The organism is TM7 phylum sp. oral taxon 349, from assembly GCA_018127705.1.
Classification (GTDB): domain Bacteria; phylum Patescibacteriota; class Saccharimonadia; order Saccharimonadales; family Saccharimonadaceae; genus Saccharimonas.
The window spans coordinates 359,430-377,524 of sequence record CP072328.1 but is presented as its reverse complement, the minus strand read 5'-3'; the positions used below and the strand labels follow the sequence as shown (position 1 = coordinate 377,524).

16 protein-coding genes, 5 tRNA genes and 1 pseudogene are annotated in these 18,095 nt (G+C 45.9%); 6 read left to right on the top strand and 16 right to left on the bottom strand.

The genetic code is table 11. The annotated features are described in order from the left end of the window. Nucleotides 1-169: 169 nt before the first annotated feature. A tRNA-Gly gene (locus J5A52_01990) sits at nt 170-244 on the bottom strand. Nucleotides 245-329: 85 nt separating this feature from the next. On the opposite strand from J5A52_01990, the gene J5A52_01985 reads away from it, so the two are divergent. Beyond that, nucleotides 330-405 (top strand) — tRNA-Gly (locus tag J5A52_01985). Between the two features lie 177 nt (nt 406-582). Here the strand turns inward: J5A52_01985 and J5A52_01980 are convergent. The 8 genes from J5A52_01980 to J5A52_01945 all read right to left on the bottom strand — a co-directional run bounded on the left by J5A52_01980 (nt 583) and on the right by J5A52_01945 (nt 7,251). Further along, on the bottom strand, nt 583-1,389 hold the full coding sequence (locus J5A52_01980; protein ID QUB37842.1) for a tetratricopeptide repeat protein: 807 nt from the start codon (nt 1,387-1,389) through the stop codon (nt 583-585). After that, nucleotides 1,370-2,386, bottom strand: coding sequence for a VWA domain-containing protein (locus J5A52_01975; protein ID QUB37841.1), 1,017 nt, complete (start codon nt 2,384-2,386; stop codon nt 1,370-1,372). Before J5A52_01975 ends, J5A52_01980 begins: the two co-directional genes overlap by 20 nt. Continuing rightward, nucleotides 2,383-3,426 (bottom strand): hypothetical protein, encoded by a 1,044-nt coding sequence (locus tag J5A52_01970; protein ID QUB37840.1) that lies wholly within the window; start codon nt 3,424-3,426, stop codon nt 2,383-2,385. The genes J5A52_01975 and J5A52_01970 overlap by 4 nt, the downstream gene beginning before the upstream one ends. Beyond that, nucleotides 3,417-3,896, bottom strand: coding sequence for a hypothetical protein (locus tag J5A52_01965; GenBank protein ID QUB37839.1), 480 nt, complete (start codon nt 3,894-3,896; stop codon nt 3,417-3,419). Before J5A52_01965 ends, J5A52_01970 begins: the two co-directional genes overlap by 10 nt. Continuing rightward, nucleotides 3,880-4,653, bottom strand: a complete 774-nt coding sequence (locus J5A52_01960; protein QUB37838.1) for a DUF58 domain-containing protein — start codon at nt 4,651-4,653, stop codon at nt 3,880-3,882. The genes J5A52_01965 and J5A52_01960 overlap by 17 nt, the downstream gene beginning before the upstream one ends. A 112-nt stretch (nt 4,654-4,765) precedes the next feature. After that, entirely contained in the window at nt 4,766-5,791 is a 1,026-nt protein-coding gene (locus J5A52_01955) for a MoxR family ATPase (GenBank protein ID QUB37837.1), read from the bottom strand. A 15-nt stretch (nt 5,792-5,806) separates the two neighbouring features. Continuing rightward, nucleotides 5,807-6,460 (bottom strand): hypothetical protein, encoded by a 654-nt coding sequence (locus tag J5A52_01950; GenBank protein ID QUB37836.1) that lies wholly within the window; start codon nt 6,458-6,460, stop codon nt 5,807-5,809. Nucleotides 6,461-6,504: 44 nt separating this feature from the next. Continuing rightward, complete coding sequence (locus J5A52_01945) at nt 6,505-7,251, bottom strand: slipin family protein (protein ID QUB37835.1); 747 nt, start codon at nt 7,249-7,251, stop codon at nt 6,505-6,507. Between the two features lie 110 nt (nt 7,252-7,361). Here J5A52_01945 and J5A52_01940 point away from each other — a divergent pair, with 110 nt between their 5' ends. After that, nucleotides 7,362-8,528, top strand: coding sequence for a replication-associated recombination protein A (locus J5A52_01940; GenBank protein ID QUB37834.1), 1,167 nt, complete (start codon nt 7,362-7,364; stop codon nt 8,526-8,528). Between the two features lie 42 nt (nt 8,529-8,570). On the opposite strand, the gene J5A52_01935 is transcribed toward J5A52_01940, so the two are convergent. Next, on the bottom strand, nt 8,571-10,250 hold the full coding sequence (locus J5A52_01935) for a DUF3459 domain-containing protein (GenBank protein QUB37833.1): 1,680 nt from the start codon (nt 10,248-10,250) through the stop codon (nt 8,571-8,573). Nucleotides 10,251-10,472: 222 nt separating this feature from the next. Beyond that, a complete protein-coding gene (gene typA / locus J5A52_01930) occupies nt 10,473-12,296 on the bottom strand; it encodes a translational GTPase TypA (GenBank protein QUB37832.1) in 1,824 nt (607 codons plus the stop codon). 230 nt (nt 12,297-12,526) lie between these two features. On the opposite strand from typA, the pseudogene J5A52_01925 reads away from it, so the two are divergent. Further along, nucleotides 12,527-12,694 (top strand): annotated as a pseudogene (locus tag J5A52_01925) (helix-turn-helix domain-containing protein). A 145-nt stretch (nt 12,695-12,839) separates the two neighbouring features. After that, nucleotides 12,840-13,670: an IS30 family transposase gene (locus J5A52_01920; protein QUB37987.1), complete on the top strand. Its 831-nt coding sequence runs from the start codon at nt 12,840-12,842 to the stop codon at nt 13,668-13,670. Nucleotides 13,671-13,703: 33 nt separating this feature from the next. On the opposite strand, the gene J5A52_01915 is transcribed toward J5A52_01920, so the two are convergent. Next, a complete protein-coding gene (locus tag J5A52_01915) occupies nt 13,704-14,189 on the bottom strand; it encodes a hypothetical protein (protein QUB37831.1) in 486 nt (161 codons plus the stop codon). A 259-nt stretch (nt 14,190-14,448) separates the two neighbouring features. Between J5A52_01915 and J5A52_01910 the strand changes: the two genes are divergently transcribed. Together J5A52_01910 and J5A52_01905 are read left to right on the top strand one after the other, a co-directional pair. Continuing rightward, nucleotides 14,449-15,150: an IS5 family transposase gene (locus J5A52_01910; protein QUB37830.1), complete on the top strand. Its 702-nt coding sequence runs from the start codon at nt 14,449-14,451 to the stop codon at nt 15,148-15,150. Continuing rightward, entirely contained in the window at nt 15,107-15,505 is a 399-nt protein-coding gene (locus J5A52_01905) for a transposase (GenBank protein QUB37829.1), read from the top strand. The genes J5A52_01910 and J5A52_01905 overlap by 44 nt, the downstream gene beginning before the upstream one ends. A gap of 162 nt (nt 15,506-15,667) precedes the next feature. On the opposite strand, the gene J5A52_01900 is transcribed toward J5A52_01905, so the two are convergent. From J5A52_01900 to J5A52_01885, 4 genes are all read right to left on the bottom strand, one after another. Next, nucleotides 15,668-15,744 (bottom strand) — tRNA-Ala (locus J5A52_01900). 18 nt (nt 15,745-15,762) lie between these two features. Then, nucleotides 15,763-15,839: transfer RNA gene (locus J5A52_01895), tRNA-Val, on the bottom strand. Between the two features lie 27 nt (nt 15,840-15,866). Further along, nucleotides 15,867-15,942 (bottom strand) — tRNA-Ala (locus tag J5A52_01890). Nucleotides 15,943-16,177: 235 nt separating this feature from the next. Next, nucleotides 16,178-17,983 carry an ABC transporter ATP-binding protein gene (locus tag J5A52_01885; protein QUB37828.1) on the bottom strand — a complete coding sequence of 602 codons (1,806 nt, stop codon included), beginning with the start codon at nt 17,981-17,983 and terminating at the stop codon, nt 16,178-16,180. Nucleotides 17,984-18,095 lie beyond the last annotated feature (112 nt).

The following is an 18,095-nucleotide window of genomic DNA, read 5'->3' as shown; positions in this document are numbered from 1 at the left end:
CACCCAGTTATTAGTTTATGCAAGCTATTTTATACAAAAAATATACACCGAGTGTATAAATATAGAATATATACTTTCATCAATGAAATATACGAAAATAAAAAAACTACTGTCACAAAACAGTAGCGAACTATGTTTTTCACTTAGGTTACAGCTATTATCAATGGTCTGGTGCGGGTAGAGGGAGTCGAACCCTCGTCTCATGCTTGGGAAGCATACATAATAGCCGTTATACGATACCCGCAAATACCTTTCATTATTATACTACATAACGCAGAGGTATTGAAATCAATCGGCAAGTCCGCTATAATGATACACATAAATCCTATGCGGGTTTAGCTCAGTTGTTAGAGCGCTTCCTTGCCATGGAAGAGGCCAGGAGTTAGAGTCTCCTAACCCGCACCACATAACGCAGACGACTAGCTTTTTATAGGAGCTAGTTTTTTGTTAAATAGATATGTATAAGAGTGTGCTATGTTATTAAACATTTCTCATTCAAAATCATGAACAAAATACTATCTTATACAGTAAGATAATATTGCCATTACACAACACCACAAACACCGTCAAGATCTCGCCACCTCACCATCGTTTTGATGGTCGCTGAGTGTCCGTTTTATCGTGCCAGAACCTATCCATCTCCTCTCTATCGCTCTTGTATTTTTGCGCTTTTTTAGTTTTCTCTTCCAATTCATCTATTTTTCTTTGCATATTCTCTAGCTCTTTTTTCGTTGCCTCAGAGCTGTTGCTCTTATGGCTATCTGTTTCGTCTCCATTTTTCTTTCTTTTTACATCATTTGATTTCTCCTGAATCCGCTGATAAATTGCATAAAAATCGCGTTGATTTTTAGAATAGTCTTCATGTTTTGCTTGCTTATCCGAATACAAAAGCCTATTTAACTGCACATTGCAGCTCTCTTGCCCGTCGTATAAAACCGCTTTTATGTCATCGTATTTTTCCGTCGCAATGTCATAGTGCTTAAGATCCACTTCCCTGTCACTCTGAGTCTCAATGCTCAATGCAAGATTAATCCTCACGCTGCATTCCTGCACCTTTGGCACGATTTCTAGTGATTTCCGAAAATAATTTTCAGCCTGATTGTATTCTTTCCTCTTAAAGTATGCATTTCCCTGATTGAAATACACCTTATATTTCTCTAAAACATCGACGAATACGGAATGATCAAGAAAGGAGACAGCCGCCTCATAAGACGAAGTAGCATACGAGCGGTAGGCGATTGACTTAAGGGCGGATATATAGGTAAGGTAAAGAGCAATTACCATAATAATGGTACAAGCTGGCGCCGACCAACGCAACAGTTTTCTCCGCCTTCTTTTTCGAATCTTCTCAAAATCTAACTTTGCCAGATCAAATGGCCGATTCTTCATCACTTACCTTTCGAAGCTTCTTAGCATTCACGTCTGATGTATAAAATACCCAACCATCAATAGCACTCAAGATAATCATGAACGGCGCAATAAGCCATGTCAGGTTGTCGTAATAATCAGAATCCGTACTCCGTTCAATTACCTTCGTTATTTCAATTTTTTTTATTATATCACTTATTTCATCCGGCTTTGTGCGATGAAAATACTGCAATCCTGCCTGCTTTCCAATATTTCTCAGGTTAGTCTCATTAATTTTTGAAATTGCATCAGGCAGCGGGAAGGAGTCTTTTGCCGTATTGTCGGGTATAAATTCTCTTATTTGGAGTTTTGTACCCCAATACTTATCATGCATTTTACCACCGCTCTCTGTGCCGTATCCCAATATGGCGCCTCCGCTGATAAATGGTTTAAGCCGTTCAAATGATTCAACCGGCTTATCTGCCGTCTGCTCGCCATCGCCAAAATAGAAAACAATCCTTCCTCTATGCGGCTTTTTCTCATAGTCTCGCCGCAGCATTTGCTCCGTCAACTGCACTGGAGCACTAATGGCACTTTCGGTTTGACGAATCGCTGTCGTATTTAATACCGTTTCTAGCGCGGATATATCAGATGTCTTCGGCAACGGAGCTGAAACGATACTGTCAAATAGTATCAAATTAAAGTCTGCACCAACTAACGAGCTGGCAATAGCCTTCACGTCATGGCGCATGCCTTCAAGACGCTCTTTGCCACCGTCATAGTCAAGAGCTTTTGCACTGTACGATTGATCAAATAAAAAATATACATCTAGTAAAGAATTTCCTGTAGCATATGTTTTACCAGGCACAGATACACCAAGCGCACTTATAGCCGTCAATGCAACTAAGAAAAGCCTCCTCAGCCATGCCCATTTTCTACGATCATGGCGATAAGCTATTATCAAATATATAAGCAATCCAGCTATTGGCGTAAGGACTGCCGCAATAGTCCAAAGAGGCATAACTGGCTGCAGCGTCATAGCCCCATCCTCCATGCAAATATAATAAGCACCACCAAAAGCGCCATAAACATATATATATAAATTTGCGGCTGATCTATGCGCAGCAGCCGCGGCGACCCCTTAAACCGTGTTGCTTCCTGCGCGGCTATTTTATTTGCGATACCTCTTATAGCCAAGATATCGCTGCCCTCGTTTACTGCATAGTAATCACCGTTCGTCGCAAGCATCGCTGATTTAAACACGTCAGAATCTGTATCATTATGATCATATAAATTCATACCATATATACGAATATTCTTGTCTTTTGCTATAGCCGCCGCCTCAGGGAGAGTAACAATCTGGTTCTGATCAATATAACGAGCGCGGCTTTCTGCGCTAAAAACAACCGACCGAAGGCGCTTGGAATCCGCCCTGTCAAACCGATTAACGCAACTCGCTAAACCATCACCAGTAGCAACATGAGCTGTATCCCCTTGCTCCGTTCCTCTTACCAAATCTCTAAACTCAAACGCGGTCTTGCCTGTTGACCATTCCCTCTTTATTAGTGATTCATAATATTTCTCAGCTTTTTTAGAAAATTGAGAAAGTTGTTCAACGATAAATTCACGATTATCCGTCAATGGAAAGATAGTTACCGGAGATGCGTCAAACGCCACCAAACCAAGCCTCTCATCCTTAAACTGTTTTGCTAACTCTACGTACGTTTTTGTTATTCTTGCATCCATATTAATAGCTAAAAGCGAATGAACATCCAAACATAATACAATATCTCGACCAGTGACATCAGGCTGCACAACGGAAACCGCCGCAGGCCTACCGGATATTATAACCAAGAGAAACAGCGAAAGAATACAGGCAACAAGAACTGCTCTCGTGAGAAAAGCGTACCTCTTCAAAAATAGCTTATACTCAGGCAGAGCTAGCAGCCTAAAACTATTTGCAAGCGGCAGCCTTTCTCGTGTATGATCGCGACGCGCCTGGGAAGCACGCGCCAAAAACAACGTTACCGCCACAAGAATTGCCATAAGCGGCATCATCCACCATGCAATCAGTTCCACTTTTGAATAACCTCTCTCGCAAGTGCCATTGACGTCGCGACATCGCTTTCTTGAAATTTAGCAAATTCCGCAGGATAATATAACCTCACAGCTTTTGTCAAGTTCTCATACCGACTTTTCTCAAGATCAGCAAGAGTTAAGGTGTCAACTCTATGTCCGTTGACTTCATACGCAAAGAACCTCACTAGATAGCTCAACTTCTGATGAACTGCTTTATTTGACAACTTCTTATCAGAATACTTTTCTTCCAATTCAGAAAGCATAGACAAATACTTTTCCTGTAGGCGGGTGATATCGGGTGGGGCATAAGGCTTCGGTTTAAGAGTCGCCAGCGTCCGCTGCGGTTTTTTTCTGGTTACAAAAAAAACAAATCCATACCATGTACATAGCCCAACAACCAACAATACACCAACTAGCATGGCAGTTATATCAAACTCCATCCACTCTCTTAGTTCAGCGTATTCTGGCATAGCGACTCCTCTCCAGTAGCCGATAAAGATCGTGCATGACTTCGCTTTCGCCAGTTATCCGCTGCTCAACGATACCCATCCTATTAAAAAATTTCATACGGTTATCAATAGTGACTTTGTTTGCTTCTTCAAAAGACGCCCTAATAGCTTTCGCCAACCTAGGCACTCTCAACAACGGAAGATCATTGTCTATATCAAAAAAATCTATATGTGATTTGAGTCCAGAAGCATCGCCAATCGTAACCCATAATATCTCATGCTGTGCTCGTAGGTTACGAATTCCCCTTTGACACTCCTCATCAATATGGCTATCGTCACTAATAACAACAGTAATCATTTTCCTGCGCAAATTTCGCGCAGCATAATCTAGCTGATTAGCAATTTTTCCTCGCGGAGAATCTAAGCGTGTTGCTTTTTGAATATGTTGCAGAATTTGCTCAATATGCGAACTTTCGCCTTTAAAATGAAATAAGCTATTCGATTCCGTGTCCCCAGACAACATACCAACTAAGTCACCATGGTTTACAGCAATGGAGCTAATAGCTCCAGCAACCATTATAGACACATCGCGCTTAATATCTCCTGATTCGCTCACTGCTGCCATATTTTTACCAGTGTCAACAATCAATAGAATATTGTGCTTTCGAATAGCAATATACCGACGGATGAGAGTATTGCCGCTACGCGCCGTTGCTTTCCAGTCAATATCTTTAGTGTCATCGCCAATGACATATTCTCGCAAGTCATCAAAATCCATACTACGCCCCTTGAATACCGACCCATACTCTCCACTAAGCAGCTCTCGCGTTTTTTCATGCGAGTAAATCATCATTTTAGATTTGACTTGAGATAAAAGACTACTCATAAAGCTATGGCGTTGTTACTGTATTGAGTATCGCATTAATAATAACTTCGGAATGAACTTGATCGGCAACAGCTTCAAAATTAAGGATGATTCTATGTCGCAATACGCTAAAGCCAAGCTGCTTAATGTCTTCCGGTATGACATAACCTCGACCGTTCATTAGTGCGAGGACTTTTGATGCCTGCTGAAGAGCGATGCTTGCACGTGGACTTGCACCATATTGCACATATTTAGCAAGATCCGGCGCAATTACAGATTTGGGATCCCTCGTGGCGGACACAATTTGAACAATATAGTCTTTTACCGCATCGTCTATGTAGACTTTCTTTGCTAGCCCTTGTAAATATACAATTTCATCTGCAGAAACTCGCGGTTCAGTTTCTTGATCCTGACCCTCATCTAATATCCCAGACTCAATTCTCTTAAGTATTGCCACCTCTTCCTTAGACGATGGATACGACAATATTTCCTTAAATAGAAAGCGATCAAGCTGTGCTTCGGGTAATTCATACGTACCCTCCTGCTCAATAGGATTTTGCGTCGCAAGCACCATAAAAGGATTTGGCAGGTTATATTTTACTCCACCAATGCTAACCTGCTTCTCTTGCATTGCCTCCAAAAGGGCACTTTGCGTTTTTGCGCTAGAACGATTAATCTCATCAAGCAGTACAAAATTTGCGTGAATTGGACCAAGCTCAGTTCGAAACTCACCTCTAGACCCATCGTATATCTGAGTACCGACAATATCACTCGGCAGGAGGTCCGGCGTACATTGGATGCGTTTAAACGTTCCGCCAACGCTGGATGCGAGTGCTTTTACTGCAGTCGTCTTTGCTAGACCGGGCACGCTCTCAAGCAAAATATTTCCCCCGGTGATAAGGCTAATGATTAATATCGCCCGCAGCCTTTCCTGTCCAACCACTTTCTCAGAAAAGGCTTGCGATATCAAACCTATAGCATTGCTAGCTCTAGCCAGATCTTCATTTTGAATCTCTTGATTTTGCTGAATAGTAGCATTATTGTTGTCCATTTTTACTACACTCCTTTACGTCCAATACTGCGAAATGTTTGTTACTAATAATCTACACTCCTCGACAGAATAGTCTTCTTGCCTTTCGAAATAATGTTCGGCAGGAAACATGTGCGACATGACATCGAGTACAACTGACACGTCAGTATTAATGTGGTAAAAAGTCGCGACATCAGACTCAACATTTCCCCCAAGCCCATACAAATTTGCGTATCTGACGGATTTTAAATATTCAAGTGCAACTGCAATCTCCATCCGATCTCTTATGACATCACCCGTCAACAGAAGAATCCTACCATTAAGTGCATCTTTAGAAAAATTACCATACTTGCCAAGCAACTGATTCAACTCCGAAAAAGCCTGGCGCTTAGCATCCTCAATAACCATATGAGATTCCATCTCTATACTGTCAATCTCTATTTTTTCAAGATCAGGACTCCAGGTAAAATTTCCGTTTGGCCCAATAGCACCCATTATGCGAGGATCACCAGGAATCTCAATTGTTTTGCTGAGTAGAGGAAAAATCCAACCGTTAATTGTACTTGCCAACCCAATACACGCAGTTAGGGCGCTCTCCTTAAGCGCAATAACCACAGGCTCTACACCCTTAAGGTCTGTGAGACGACCGCCAAGCATGCGCCCTAAGTCAACACGATTACTGTAATACATACTCCCTATATTATGGCAAAGTACTTAAGCTATTACAATGAGTTTTATTTTTCCCGACTTCCGCGCAGCGCGTCAATCAATTCAACCGGAAACAGCATCATTGTCTTTTGTGATGGCTCTGTTGATATGCGCTCCAAGGTGTTCAATGTACGTAAGTTAATTGCACCCGGCGTTGTTGCTAAGATTTCAGCCGCCTCCGCCAAAGTTTTAGCAGCTTGTTTTTCACCATCAGCATTTATAATGTTACTGCGACGTTCGCGCTCAGCTTCTGCCTGCTTCGCCATCGCCCGCTTCATGTCACCTGGCAGCTCAATATTTTGAATTTTTACATTTTCGACGTCAATACCCCATTTGTCTGTCTCGGCGTCGACAATCTCTTTGATTTGCTGCGAGATTTCTTCGCGCTTAGCAAGTAGATCGTCCATGTCAACATTACCGGTCACATCACGCAAAGCAGCCTGTGCAAACTGGCTAGTAGCATAGATGTAATTCGTTGTCTCAAGCACAGCTTTCGGTGCATTAACGACGCGAAAATAAACAACTGCATCAACGCCAACCGTTACGTTATCTCTAGTAATCACCTCTTGCTTCGGCACGTCAATCGGCGTCGATCGTATATCAACTAATGTCATCGTTTGGATGACCGGTAAAACGATACGAAGCCCTGGCTCACGCACACCAGAGAACCTACCAAGTGTCAGCACTACGCCGCGCTGGTATTGATTTACTACCCGTACACCACTCAACATCGCAATGAATACAAGTACGCATATGATGATAAGAATTTCCATATAACCCCTCCTTTTATTGCTTATAATTATCGCACGGTTCAACCAAAAGCACAAATACAGGTGAGTAACGCTCTATTTTTTTACACCACGTATCGCGGTATAATACAAGTATGGAGAGAGTACCGCTCGCAGAACGAATGCGGCCAAAGAGCTTAGACGAGGTAATTGGACAAGGGCAGTTGCTCGGCAACGGCGAGCTATTGCGCCAAATCGTGGTGCAGGGCGAACCGGTCAGTTTGATTTTTTGGGGTCCGCCGGGCACAGGAAAAACGACGCTGGCACGTATTATTGCACACGAAGTGAACGCGGAATTTATTGAACTCAGTGCTGTCACGAGTGGTAAAAAAGATGTCGAAAAAGTAATTGAGCACGCGCGGCAAAATTGGAATTTAGGTTTACGCACGATTTTGTTTGTCGACGAAATCCACCGCTTCAACAAGGCGCAGCAAGATGCGTTCTTACCGCACGTTGAATCAGGGCTAATTACCTTGATTGGCGCCACGACCGAGAACCCCAGCTTTGAGGTCATTCCCGCTCTGCTGAGCCGTACGCGCGTACTTGTACTGCAGCCGCTTGCAAAAGATGAAATTATTGCAATTCTGAAGCGCGCGCTAAAAACACTTGGCAAATCAAAGCAGATCGCGCCGAAAGCGCTAGATTATCTCGCAGAATTATCCGGCGGCGACGCACGCGTAGCACTCGGAAATCTTGAATTAGCACTCGGGTTCAGCGAAAAAATTACACCCGATATCGTAAAGGCAGCAGCACAAAAGAAAATTCCTGGCTATGACAAAAAAGGCGACATGCACTACGACGTAATTTCAGCGTTCATCAAATCACTACGCGGAAGCGACGTACAAGCATCACTCTATTATCTCAGCCGAATGATTGATGCCGGAGAAGATCCAAAGTTTATCGCGCGACGCATGATAATTTTCGCTTCTGAAGACATTGGGCTAGCGGGTAATGGCGCGCTCGCGCTCGCGGTAGCAACATTCCAAGCGGTTGAACGCGTCGGGCTACCGGAAGCGAACTATAATTTATACCACTGCGCCGTCGCTTTGGCGCGCAGCCCGAAATCGCGCGAAATCACCGACCTAATGCATGCCGCCAAAGACCTAGCAAAACAATTTCCCGACGCGCCTGTACCGCTCCATATCCGTAACGCGCCGACGAAGTTGATGAAAGATCTCGGTTACGGCAAAGATTACAAATGGCAAGCAGGCTTTCAGCATGAGAAAGGGTTTTTACCCGACGAAATCAAGTCAAGCTGCTGATCAATTAGCTGCACATACGTTTTTAATTATGCAGCTCTTCGCTTAGTTGTCGCACTGCAATCGGTGCTCGCTACATTCAACCAAGACACCCTCATACGGTCGGAGCGTTACAACGCCGTTTGCGCCAATTGCCGGATAATCAACCGGATGCGTTGAGCATAAAACAAATCCGGCGTGCGGCAACGTAACACGGCGCATTTCTTCGCTAAAATTGAGTGCCACAAACACGTGCTGCTCCTTGCCGATCCACCGGGCATACGCAAATATGTCGTCGCCCGCATCACCGATCGGCTCGTATTCGCCCAATCGCAGAATCTCATACCGACTACGTAGTTTCAGTAGCCGCTGATATAAGGCAAAAAACGAATCGGGGTCGTGCTGCTCAACATTAACATTCACTTTTTTACTTATAGGATCAACGGGCAACCACGGTTTTGCTTGGCTAAAACCGGCGTTTTTTTCACCCGTCCATTGCATAGGCGTACGCTCGGGATCGCGCCCGACCGACTCGTCATTACCGTGGCTAAATACTGACTTATCTTGAATTTCATCAAATCGGATCGGCGCGTTCATCATACCGATCTCGTCGCCGTAGTACACCACCGGCAGACCCGGCAGCGTCAACTGCATCAGCGCAACGAGCCGCGCCTGTTCTGTACCGCCATAACGCGTCGCAATTCGCGCTTGGTCGTGATTGCTAAAACAATACACCGGCGTATGAATATCAGGATTAATCATGCCCTGAAATTCATTCACCATCGTACTAAACGATTCCGCTGAAAACTTCGCACTCAAGCCTTCAAAATTAAATGGCATCGACACGTCAGGGTTGACGCCGTAAAATCCGAGATATTGTTCCTGCGTGCCGTAATTTCCATCGGGATAGTCTTCGAAAATCATGATTCTATCGTCATACGATGCCACAACATCCGTCAGCTCGCGCAAATATGGAAACAGATTTTCCCAAAAACGGCTATATTTATGCTGCAAATCATCAAACGACTGCACTGATTGCTCGTCAGAACAATGCGCCGCGAGCGGATCGTCACGCAACTGCGGATCTTTACTAATCCACCGCACTGCGTCAGCGCGAAATCCATCAACGCCTAAATCAAGCCAAAATCTCAGAACGCGCTTCATTTCTTGGCGCACCGCCGGATTGTCCCAATTCAAATCGGGCTGCTCTTTCAAGAACGTATGTAAATAATATTGCTGCCGCGATTCATTCCACTGCCACGCCGAACCGCCAAAAATACTCAACCAATTATTCGGCGGCGAACCATCCGCGCGCGCATCGCGCCACGTGTAAAAATCACTTCTATCGTTATCGCGCGACGATTGCGATTCCAAAAACCACGGATGCTGATCGCTTGTATGATTCGGCACAAAATCAACCATGACTTTAATACCGCTTGCGTGCGCTTTTTCGACCAGTTCGCGAAAATCATCAAGCGAACCAAACATCGGGTCAATGTCGCAATACTCCGACACGTCATAGCCCATGTCAGCTTGCGGTGATGGATAGAACGGAGAAAACCAAATCGCGTCGATGCCAAGTGATTTTTCACCGCTTTTTATATAGGCTAATTTATCAATTACACCGCGCAAATCACCAACACCATCGCCATTTGAGTCCATAAATGATCGCGGGTAAATCTGATACAGGGCATTTACATTTGCCCAGCGTTTACGCAATACAGAGCGATTGTCTACGTTTTTCATAAGCGTATATTATATACAATAGCCGCCCCTGTTACAACAAGAATATTAAAAAATACTATTGACTTTTCATCATGCTTATGCTAATATAGATACAGTGGTTAATCACACAAACATCACTAAAAACAAAAAGGAGAACTATGAAGCGAAAGCGAATTACCGTACAGTACATTAGCTAAGCTAATATCAATCTCCCGCCTGTCTTACCATGCGGGAGATTTTTATTTACGATTTGCTATGGCGTTTGCGCTCGTTAGCGTCGAGATATTTTTTACGCAGACGCAGACTTTTCGGCGTCACCTCAAGTAGTTCATCGTCTTCGATAAAGTCAATTGACTGCTCTAAACTAAGTTCTGTATGCGGCGTCAACTGCACTGTGCCGTCGCTTGATTTTGAACGCATGTTTGTCAGGTGCTTTGCTTTGCAAACGTTAATTTCCATGTCGTCCATACGATTGTTTAGCCCGACGATCATACCAGCATACACTTCCACACCTGGTCCGACAAATAGTTCACCGCGGCTTTCGGCGTTTTCAAGCGCATACGGCGTCGTTGTGCCGGCCTCAAAAGCAATCAACACGCCATTGCGCGTTCGTGGCAACGTACTACTCGCCGGCTGATAACCATGCGGCAAGCTATACATAATCACCGTACCTTTCGTGTCGGTCAATAGCGTGTTGCGCAATCCAATCAATGCGCGCGTCGTGATGAGATAGGTCATACGCGCAGCACCGCTCGCGGTCTGTTCTTGCTTAATCAACTCCGCTTTGCGCTTACCAAGTTCCTGGCTGACAACGCCGACAAACTCTGCACCAATTTCAATCAGCAGTTCTTCAACCGGCTCTTTCTCGACGCCGTCTTCGTTTATCGTTACAACTTTCGGCCGCCCAACTTCAAACTCATAACCCTCGCGCCGCATCGCTTCAATTAGCACGCTTAAATGCAATTCGCCGCGACCCGAAATGATAAATCCAATGCCGTCCTCGCGCACACGAAGTGCCACATTTGTCTCTAGCTCGCGCTGCAACCGATCGCCGATCTGCCGCGATGTTGTAAATTCGCCCTCGCGGCCTTTCATCGGGCTAGTATTTGGCCCGAGGTACATGCTAATCGTCGGCGCTTCGACATCCATCACCGGCAACGCTTCAGGATTGTCGCGGTCGGCAAGCGTCTCGCCGATATGCGCTGCAGCCGCACCGACGACATAAACAATATCGCCCGCTACTGCCTCGTCGACTTCTTCTTTGGCGAGCCCGCGGCTAATAAATAATTTATCAATTTTAGCGTTTTGCGCCGTGCCGTCAGTTTTTATTAGCACAATCGGCATTGCGCGTTTAGCGACACCGCGGCTAATCCGCCCAATCGCATACTTTCCCAAAAAGCTATCATACTGCAGGGCTGTTACGAGCATCTGAAACGAACCGTCTACCGACACGTTTGGCGCAGGAATTTGCTGAATAATCGCCTCGAAAATCGGCGCTAAATCAGCCGGCTCACTTGGGTCGCTCGGCATATGCACCCACGATTTGCCATCGCGCGCCGCCGCATAATACACCGGATACTTTAGCTGCGACTCATCGGTCGCGAGCTCCAAAAATAAATCCGCCAGTTCATCTTCAACTTCAGCAACGCGCCGCGCCGGCTTATCAATTTTATTGATCACTACTACCGGCTTTAGACCCAGCTCCAACGCTTTACTCAAAACGAATTTCGTTTGTGGCATCGGTCCTTCCTGTGCATCGACGATAAGCAATACGCCGTCCGCCATATTAAGCGTCCGCTCAACCTCGCCAGAAAAATCCGCATGCCCCGGCGTATCAATAATATTGATTTTGTAATCACCATAGTACACCGTCGTCTGCTTGGCGGTGATGGTAATACCACGCTCGCGCTCCTGATCGCCCGAATCCATAATCAACGCTTGCGCCATTTCCGCCTGATTGTCGCGAAACGTATTTGATTGCTTGAGTAACCCGTCGACAAGCGTCGTTTTACCATGGTCAACGTGCGCAATAATTGCAACATTTCGAATATAATTTGGGTCGGTCATAATATTCCTTAATACCGCGTAGGCTTCTGCTTATTTCATAAAAAACGGTCTGCGGCAACACAGACCTTGCTTATAGTTATTATACCATAATGGTCTGCACTAACCAAAATAATCCCTACACCAACCCCTCAACCGCAACACTCCCCATACAAAAAGAGGCATCTTGGTTCGTCCTTTGTTAAAATTGGATCTACGAAAACAACCTAATTTTAGCAGAAAGGTATTCCAAAATGCCTCAAAGAGAGTATACACAACTTTCAAGCGAAGAGCGAATTGTTATTGAAGCGCTGCTTAGAAGCTCAGCCAGGGTGCGCGAGATAGCTCGCATGCTAAACCGCAGTCCCTCAACCATCTCTCGGGAGCTCAGGCGAAACCAAAATTTTGCCAAAAAGACCAGAGTTAATAAACCTAAGGAGCTGGGACTAGACTCGAGACACTTTCGCGGTACCGCCAAAGTGCCAGTGATTCGCGAAAAGAAAGCTCGGCATAGAAGACGCCTGTGCCAATTCGAGAGAATAAACTACTTGGCTAAATCCGCCCAGCATAAGATGCTGGCTAGATGCAAGAAACAATCCCTGCTGCTCGGAGCTTTCTGGATACCAGCAAACCAGAGAGTTCGTTGAATCGCGCCTCAGGCTGCGTTGGTCTCCCGAGCAGATTGCTGGCAGGCTGCAGATAGAGATTAACAAAAGAGACAAATCTGCTAGCTTGTCTTACGTCTCGCCTAAAGCAATCTGCAAATACGCCAAGAAATACAACCTCCATAAACACCTGCGGCGCCGCGGCAAGAAATACAGATGCAGCCGTATACCTGCCGTACCTGCCGGCTGGATGTCTGCCGGCAAACGCAATATTGCAGCTAGACCCGGCGTAGTGGATGAACTCGGGCGCTTAGGCGACCTAGAGGGCGATACCATCTTCGGCAAAGATAGCCGAGACAGATTGCTAACTCACGTGGAGCGAAAGACGGGGTTAGTCTCAATTAGCCTAGTGTGCGGCTATGATGTACATAAGATACAAAAACAGACCATGCTTGATCTAGAAAGGCTCAGCAGGCACACCGGAGCCTTGCCAAAGACCATAACCTACGACAACGGCGTAGAATTTGCCGGTTGGAGACAAACCGAGAAAGACCTAGGAGCGGATATTTACTTCGCCAATCCCTACCATTCCTGGGAACGAGGCAGAAACGAAAACGCCAACGGGCTCATCCGCGACTTCTTCCCCAAAGGCACTGACTTCAAAAAACTAACTAACCGGGATATATTAAAAGTAGAATCCATGCTTAACAACCGACCAAGAAAACGATTCCAGTGGCTAACGCCACTGGAATACGCCGCGTCTTTGGGTGTTGCGGTTGAGGGGTGGGTTTAAGATCCGCGCGAAAAACTATGCGCTATACTCACACTACTCAGTAGTGGCTACAGCGCCTGTATTTCGGTTATAGCGGCGAAAAAGTCGAAGTGCACCACGGGCAATAGGCGCTGCCGCAAATACTTGCCAGAAAAACGCGGCACAGAAATTTACTGGCCACGCTAGCGCAAACTGTGCCGGCATAGCAGAGAGAGGCGCACCAGACAACGCTAGCCCGATCGCACTCATTACAAGAGACATACCCGTCACCACGCACACCGTTTGAGCAAGCGCTTTTGCCGAAGCGCTATCGCTTTTTCGTACCATGTCGCTCATGACTTTATGAGCCACTTTTGATACGACCGCATTTTCAACAATCATCACGATAGTAAAAATTACCGGCTGCAGCAGCAATGCATGTCCAAGTGCCTCAACCGATATACCGCCGTGGCGAAACGCGTTAAATATATTCATAAATAACGACATCGTAAACGCCATAGCGACACCAAAAACTAATCCTTCACGCTTATTGCGGGGCATATTTTCTCCTTTGCTTTATTATTTTTTAGCAATAAAAAAGTTGCGCTTTTTGTCGTGCAACGGTACAACTGGGGGGGGGTGTTTCACGCACTACATTTTCCGCTCTCAAGTACCAATGAACATGGCTTAGACAACAAAAAAACAACGTATTGACCTAGTTATTAGGGTAGCAAACGTGAACGAAATAGTCAATGTGAAAAATAGGCATTGTTGCACAACCCTCTAGACAACAAAAAATGAGCGGTGTTATTCTTTTGGTGTGAAGACTAAAGATAAAAACACTGCTCATACCAATAATAACACTAAAAAGTCTGCTAGGATAACCACGAAGAAGGTTGCTAGGAAGGCTGCCAGGAAGATTACTAATTGGAGCGCGTATAATAACGCCCTCAAGAGTCGAGGAAATCTAAGCATCTTCCTTGCCGAAGATGTTTTTAAGCAAGATGCGCTGAAGCAGAAAAATAATGGTAAAAATGGACACCCGTTTTGTTATTCCGATGAGTTTATTAAATTAATCCTCATCATCCGCGAACTGTTTCATCTGCTACTGCGCCAGACCAGCGGCTTTGCCGAGTTATTGTTTAATGCAATGAAGATTAGCCGAAAGGTTCCAGATTATTCTACTCTCTCTAGGCGAGCTGCCAAACTAACCGTTGACTTCCTGCCGAAATGTCGCTCCAGGGAGAATATTGTTATGCTAATCGATAGCTCTGGCTTTAAGTTATTCGGCGAAGGTGAATGGAAAGCTAGAAAGCATGGCTATAGCCGCCAGCGGACTTGGCGGGAACTACACATCGCTATAGATCACTCTAGCCGAGATATTGTTGGTCTTATTAATACTTCCGCTCATACTCATGACAATACCCAGCTTCTGCCGATGCTAGATCAGGTTCAGTCTCGCTACAGCCCTACCGCTTGTGCAAACCATCATCGGCGACGGAGCTTACGACGCGCAGCGTAATTATCTCGACATCACTAGAAAGCGTGGCATAGAATTCATCGCCCCGCCGCCTAAAAATGCTACACTACACCTCAATACCGGGCGGCACTTTAGTTGGTATGACACACCAGGCTGGGAGGAACGCAACCAAGTTGTTCGGCATGTTATTGAGTATGGTCTAGATGGCTGGAAAGCTGATGTCGACTACCATCGCCGCAGCCTAGTTGAAAATACTTTCTTTAGACTAAAGACCATATTCGGCGAACGGCTGAAATCGCGCACAGAAGCGAACCAACTAACCGAACAAAAACTAAAAGCCCTAATCATTAACCAATTCAATAGCCTAGGACTGCCGAGGTATAGCGGAACCAGCTAACGAGACAAAGCAGGACAAGACAAAGCAGGACAAAGCAGGACAAGACAAAGCAGGACGAAGCAAAACCCGCAGCAACTAGGGTGAGCTGAGGGTTTGAGGGTTGGGTTGTGCAACAATGCCTGAAAAATAAAAAAACAAGCAACAATGCTTGCCTGTATAATTTGGTGGAGTATAGGAGATTCGAACTCCTCACCTCTTCGCTGCCAGCGAAGCGCTCTAGCCAAATGAGCTAATACCCCGCATAATATACTAGTTTGTGGTGGGAAATACAGGGCTCGAACCTGTGACCTCAGCAATGTGAATGCTGCGCTCTAGCCAACTGAGCTAATCTCCCGCAAACTTTCCCAAATCCACCCGAATATGGTGGAGCATGCGAGAGTCAAACTCGCGACCTCAGCAATGCGAATGCTGCGCTCTATCAACTGAGCTAATGCCCCATCACTACTATCGTATCAAAAAATCGCCCCAAATTCTAGAGGCGACTTTCGTGCTGTTACGCGCCCACCCGGGGCACGGAAGTTTTGATGTTTATTTTTTAATCGCAACGGGCACCCCATTGCGTACCAGCATATTTAATAGTATTGCGTATTCACCAGTAAAATGCAAGTGCTTAATGCCACCCGAATAGCGCGGGCGCACAGTAACGTAGCAAAGACATCCGCCTGCTTATAATTATTTATGCCGAAGCTGCGATTCAAACATATGGTAGTACGCGCCGTGCCGAGCAACAAGCTCGGCATGCGTACCATACTCGACAACTTTACCATGCGCGAGCATGAAAATCATATCAGCTTTCTCAACTGTACTCAGACGATGCGATACAGTAATAATCGTCTTTTGTTTTTGCTGGAACAACCGGTCGAAAATGCGAGCCTCCGCTAGCGCGTCTATCGCACTCGTCGGTTCGTCTAAAATAACAATTGGACTGTCGCGGTAAAAATTACGGGCAAGTGCCAACCGCTGCCATTGTCCGCCCGACAAATCTACGCCTTTCACGCCGTCGTCGGACTCCATCCACTGATTCACGTAGCTATTGACGCCTTTCGGTAGCTTGGCGACAAATTTTGCCGCCTCGGCTTCGCGTAGCGCAGCGTTCACTCGCTCCTGACTCGGCGTTTTTGACACATCACCAAACCACACGTTCTCGGCGGCTGTCGCGAAATCATACTGCGTAAAATTTTGGCTGAGCACGCCTAGCTGCCGGTGCCACGTTTGCACATCGACCGACTTAAGCGGCACGCCATCAACTACCACTTCGCCGCTAACTGACTGATATAATCCCGCAAGCAATTTCAGCAGTGTTGTTTTACCCGCGCCGTTTTCGCCAACAAGTGCAACATGCTGACCGCGCTTAATAGTCAAATTGATATGATTAAGCACAAGCGTATCGCTGCCCGGATAATGAAAACTTACATCCTTGAATCGTATATCGCGATGCAACGCCGATACTATTTTGCCTCCCTGCTTGGCGATCGGCAGCTCCATGAACCGCTGGTAATCAAATAAATTTGCCAGATCTTCGTCCATACTATTGACCGCCGAGACCAAGCTGCCGACACTACCGAGCGCGCGACCCGCTGTTTGCTGCACAAATAAAAACTGGCCGATCGGCTGTCGGTGCGCGACGATTTCGCACACGATCCACACGAGCGCGCTAATCTCCACCGCCGCCTGAAACGATTCCGCACCGAGTCTTTTCACCAAAAATTTCCGCTCAAAATCAATACGCGTTTTTTGATCTTTTTCAAGTAGCACCGTACGCATATCAAGCAAGTGACGAACCAATCCATACAGCCGCAAATCAATCATCTTTTGCGGTTTAAGCATTTCCCATTCAATCCAGTTTGCGCGCCGGCGCGTTTCGACATTTTCGCGCCAATGGTTTGTATTAAGCCGCGATAAACGAAACTGTACGATCATGCTCGGAACTGCAGCGAGTACAACCGCCAGCCCCAGCCACGCGTTAATCGCAATAAGCACCCAAACCGTAAATATAAACGTAAACGTATGCGTTACAACATCTGCTAAACGCGCAAAAATATATGGAAAAAATTGCGCAAATTCTTTGGCGCGCTCATACATATCAATCGTGTCCTTATCGTCATAGCGCCAAAACTCAATCGCGCAAAAACGCTCGTACATCACATCTGACATGGCAGTTTTGATACGAAACCGCATAAGCTCGCTCACGTAGCGATCGAAAACACCCCACCATGCAGTTGTCAACACGTCTAATAGTGCCACTGCCACCACTAGCCACACCACACGACCACCTGCCGTATGGTCACCTGCGTACGCTTCGGCGAGCGCCGTGGTCGTAAGCGCAGCTAGATACGTTGTAGCGATTGACAACCCGGCAGAAATCACCGAGCCAGCAATTTGCAGTATCGACATGACAGGCGCGATTCGCAGCGATGTTTTTGCCACGCTATAAAGCGCACGGATTAGTTGACGAATGGTTGGTTTGGGGCGGGACATCTGCTGCTATTATAATCACCTTTCCCAAGAAATGATACCAGCTTTTCATTACAATAATTATTCGCGCGATTACCCATCACTAATGGCACGACGCCGCCAAAAGCGGCGAACT

Bases quoted from the DNA above. Each gene is read 5' to 3' on its own strand.
- J5A52_01975 (QUB37841.1), bottom strand. From the start codon at position 2,386: ATGACGCTGCAGCCAGTTATGCCTCTTTGGACTATTGCGGCAGTCCTT.
- J5A52_01965 (QUB37839.1), bottom strand. From the start codon at position 3,896: ATGCCAGAATACGCTGAACTAAGAGAGTGGATGGAGTTTGATATAACT.
- J5A52_01915 (QUB37831.1), bottom strand. From the start codon at position 14,189: ATGCCCCGCAATAAGCGTGAAGGATTAGTTTTTGGTGTCGCTATGGCG.
- J5A52_01950 (QUB37836.1), bottom strand. From the start codon at position 6,460: ATGTATTACAGTAATCGTGTTGACTTAGGGCGCATGCTTGGCGGTCGT.
- typA (QUB37832.1), bottom strand. From the start codon at position 12,296: ATGACCGACCCAAATTATATTCGAAATGTTGCAATTATTGCGCACGTT.
- J5A52_01960 (QUB37838.1), bottom strand. From the start codon at position 4,653: ATGGATTTTGATGACTTGCGAGAATATGTCATTGGCGATGACACTAAA.
- J5A52_01980 (QUB37842.1), bottom strand. From the start codon at position 1,389: ATGAAGAATCGGCCATTTGATCTGGCAAAGTTAGATTTTGAGAAGATT.
- J5A52_01955 (QUB37837.1), bottom strand. From the start codon at position 5,791: ATGGACAACAATAATGCTACTATTCAGCAAAATCAAGAGATTCAAAAT.
- J5A52_01945 (QUB37835.1), bottom strand. From the start codon at position 7,251: ATGGAAATTCTTATCATCATATGCGTACTTGTATTCATTGCGATGTTG.
- J5A52_01935 (QUB37833.1), bottom strand. From the start codon at position 10,250: ATGAAAAACGTAGACAATCGCTCTGTATTGCGTAAACGCTGGGCAAAT.
- J5A52_01885 (QUB37828.1), bottom strand. From the start codon at position 17,983: ATGTCCCGCCCCAAACCAACCATTCGTCAACTAATCCGTGCGCTTTAT.
- J5A52_01940 (QUB37834.1), top strand. From the start codon at position 7,362: ATGGAGAGAGTACCGCTCGCAGAACGAATGCGGCCAAAGAGCTTAGAC.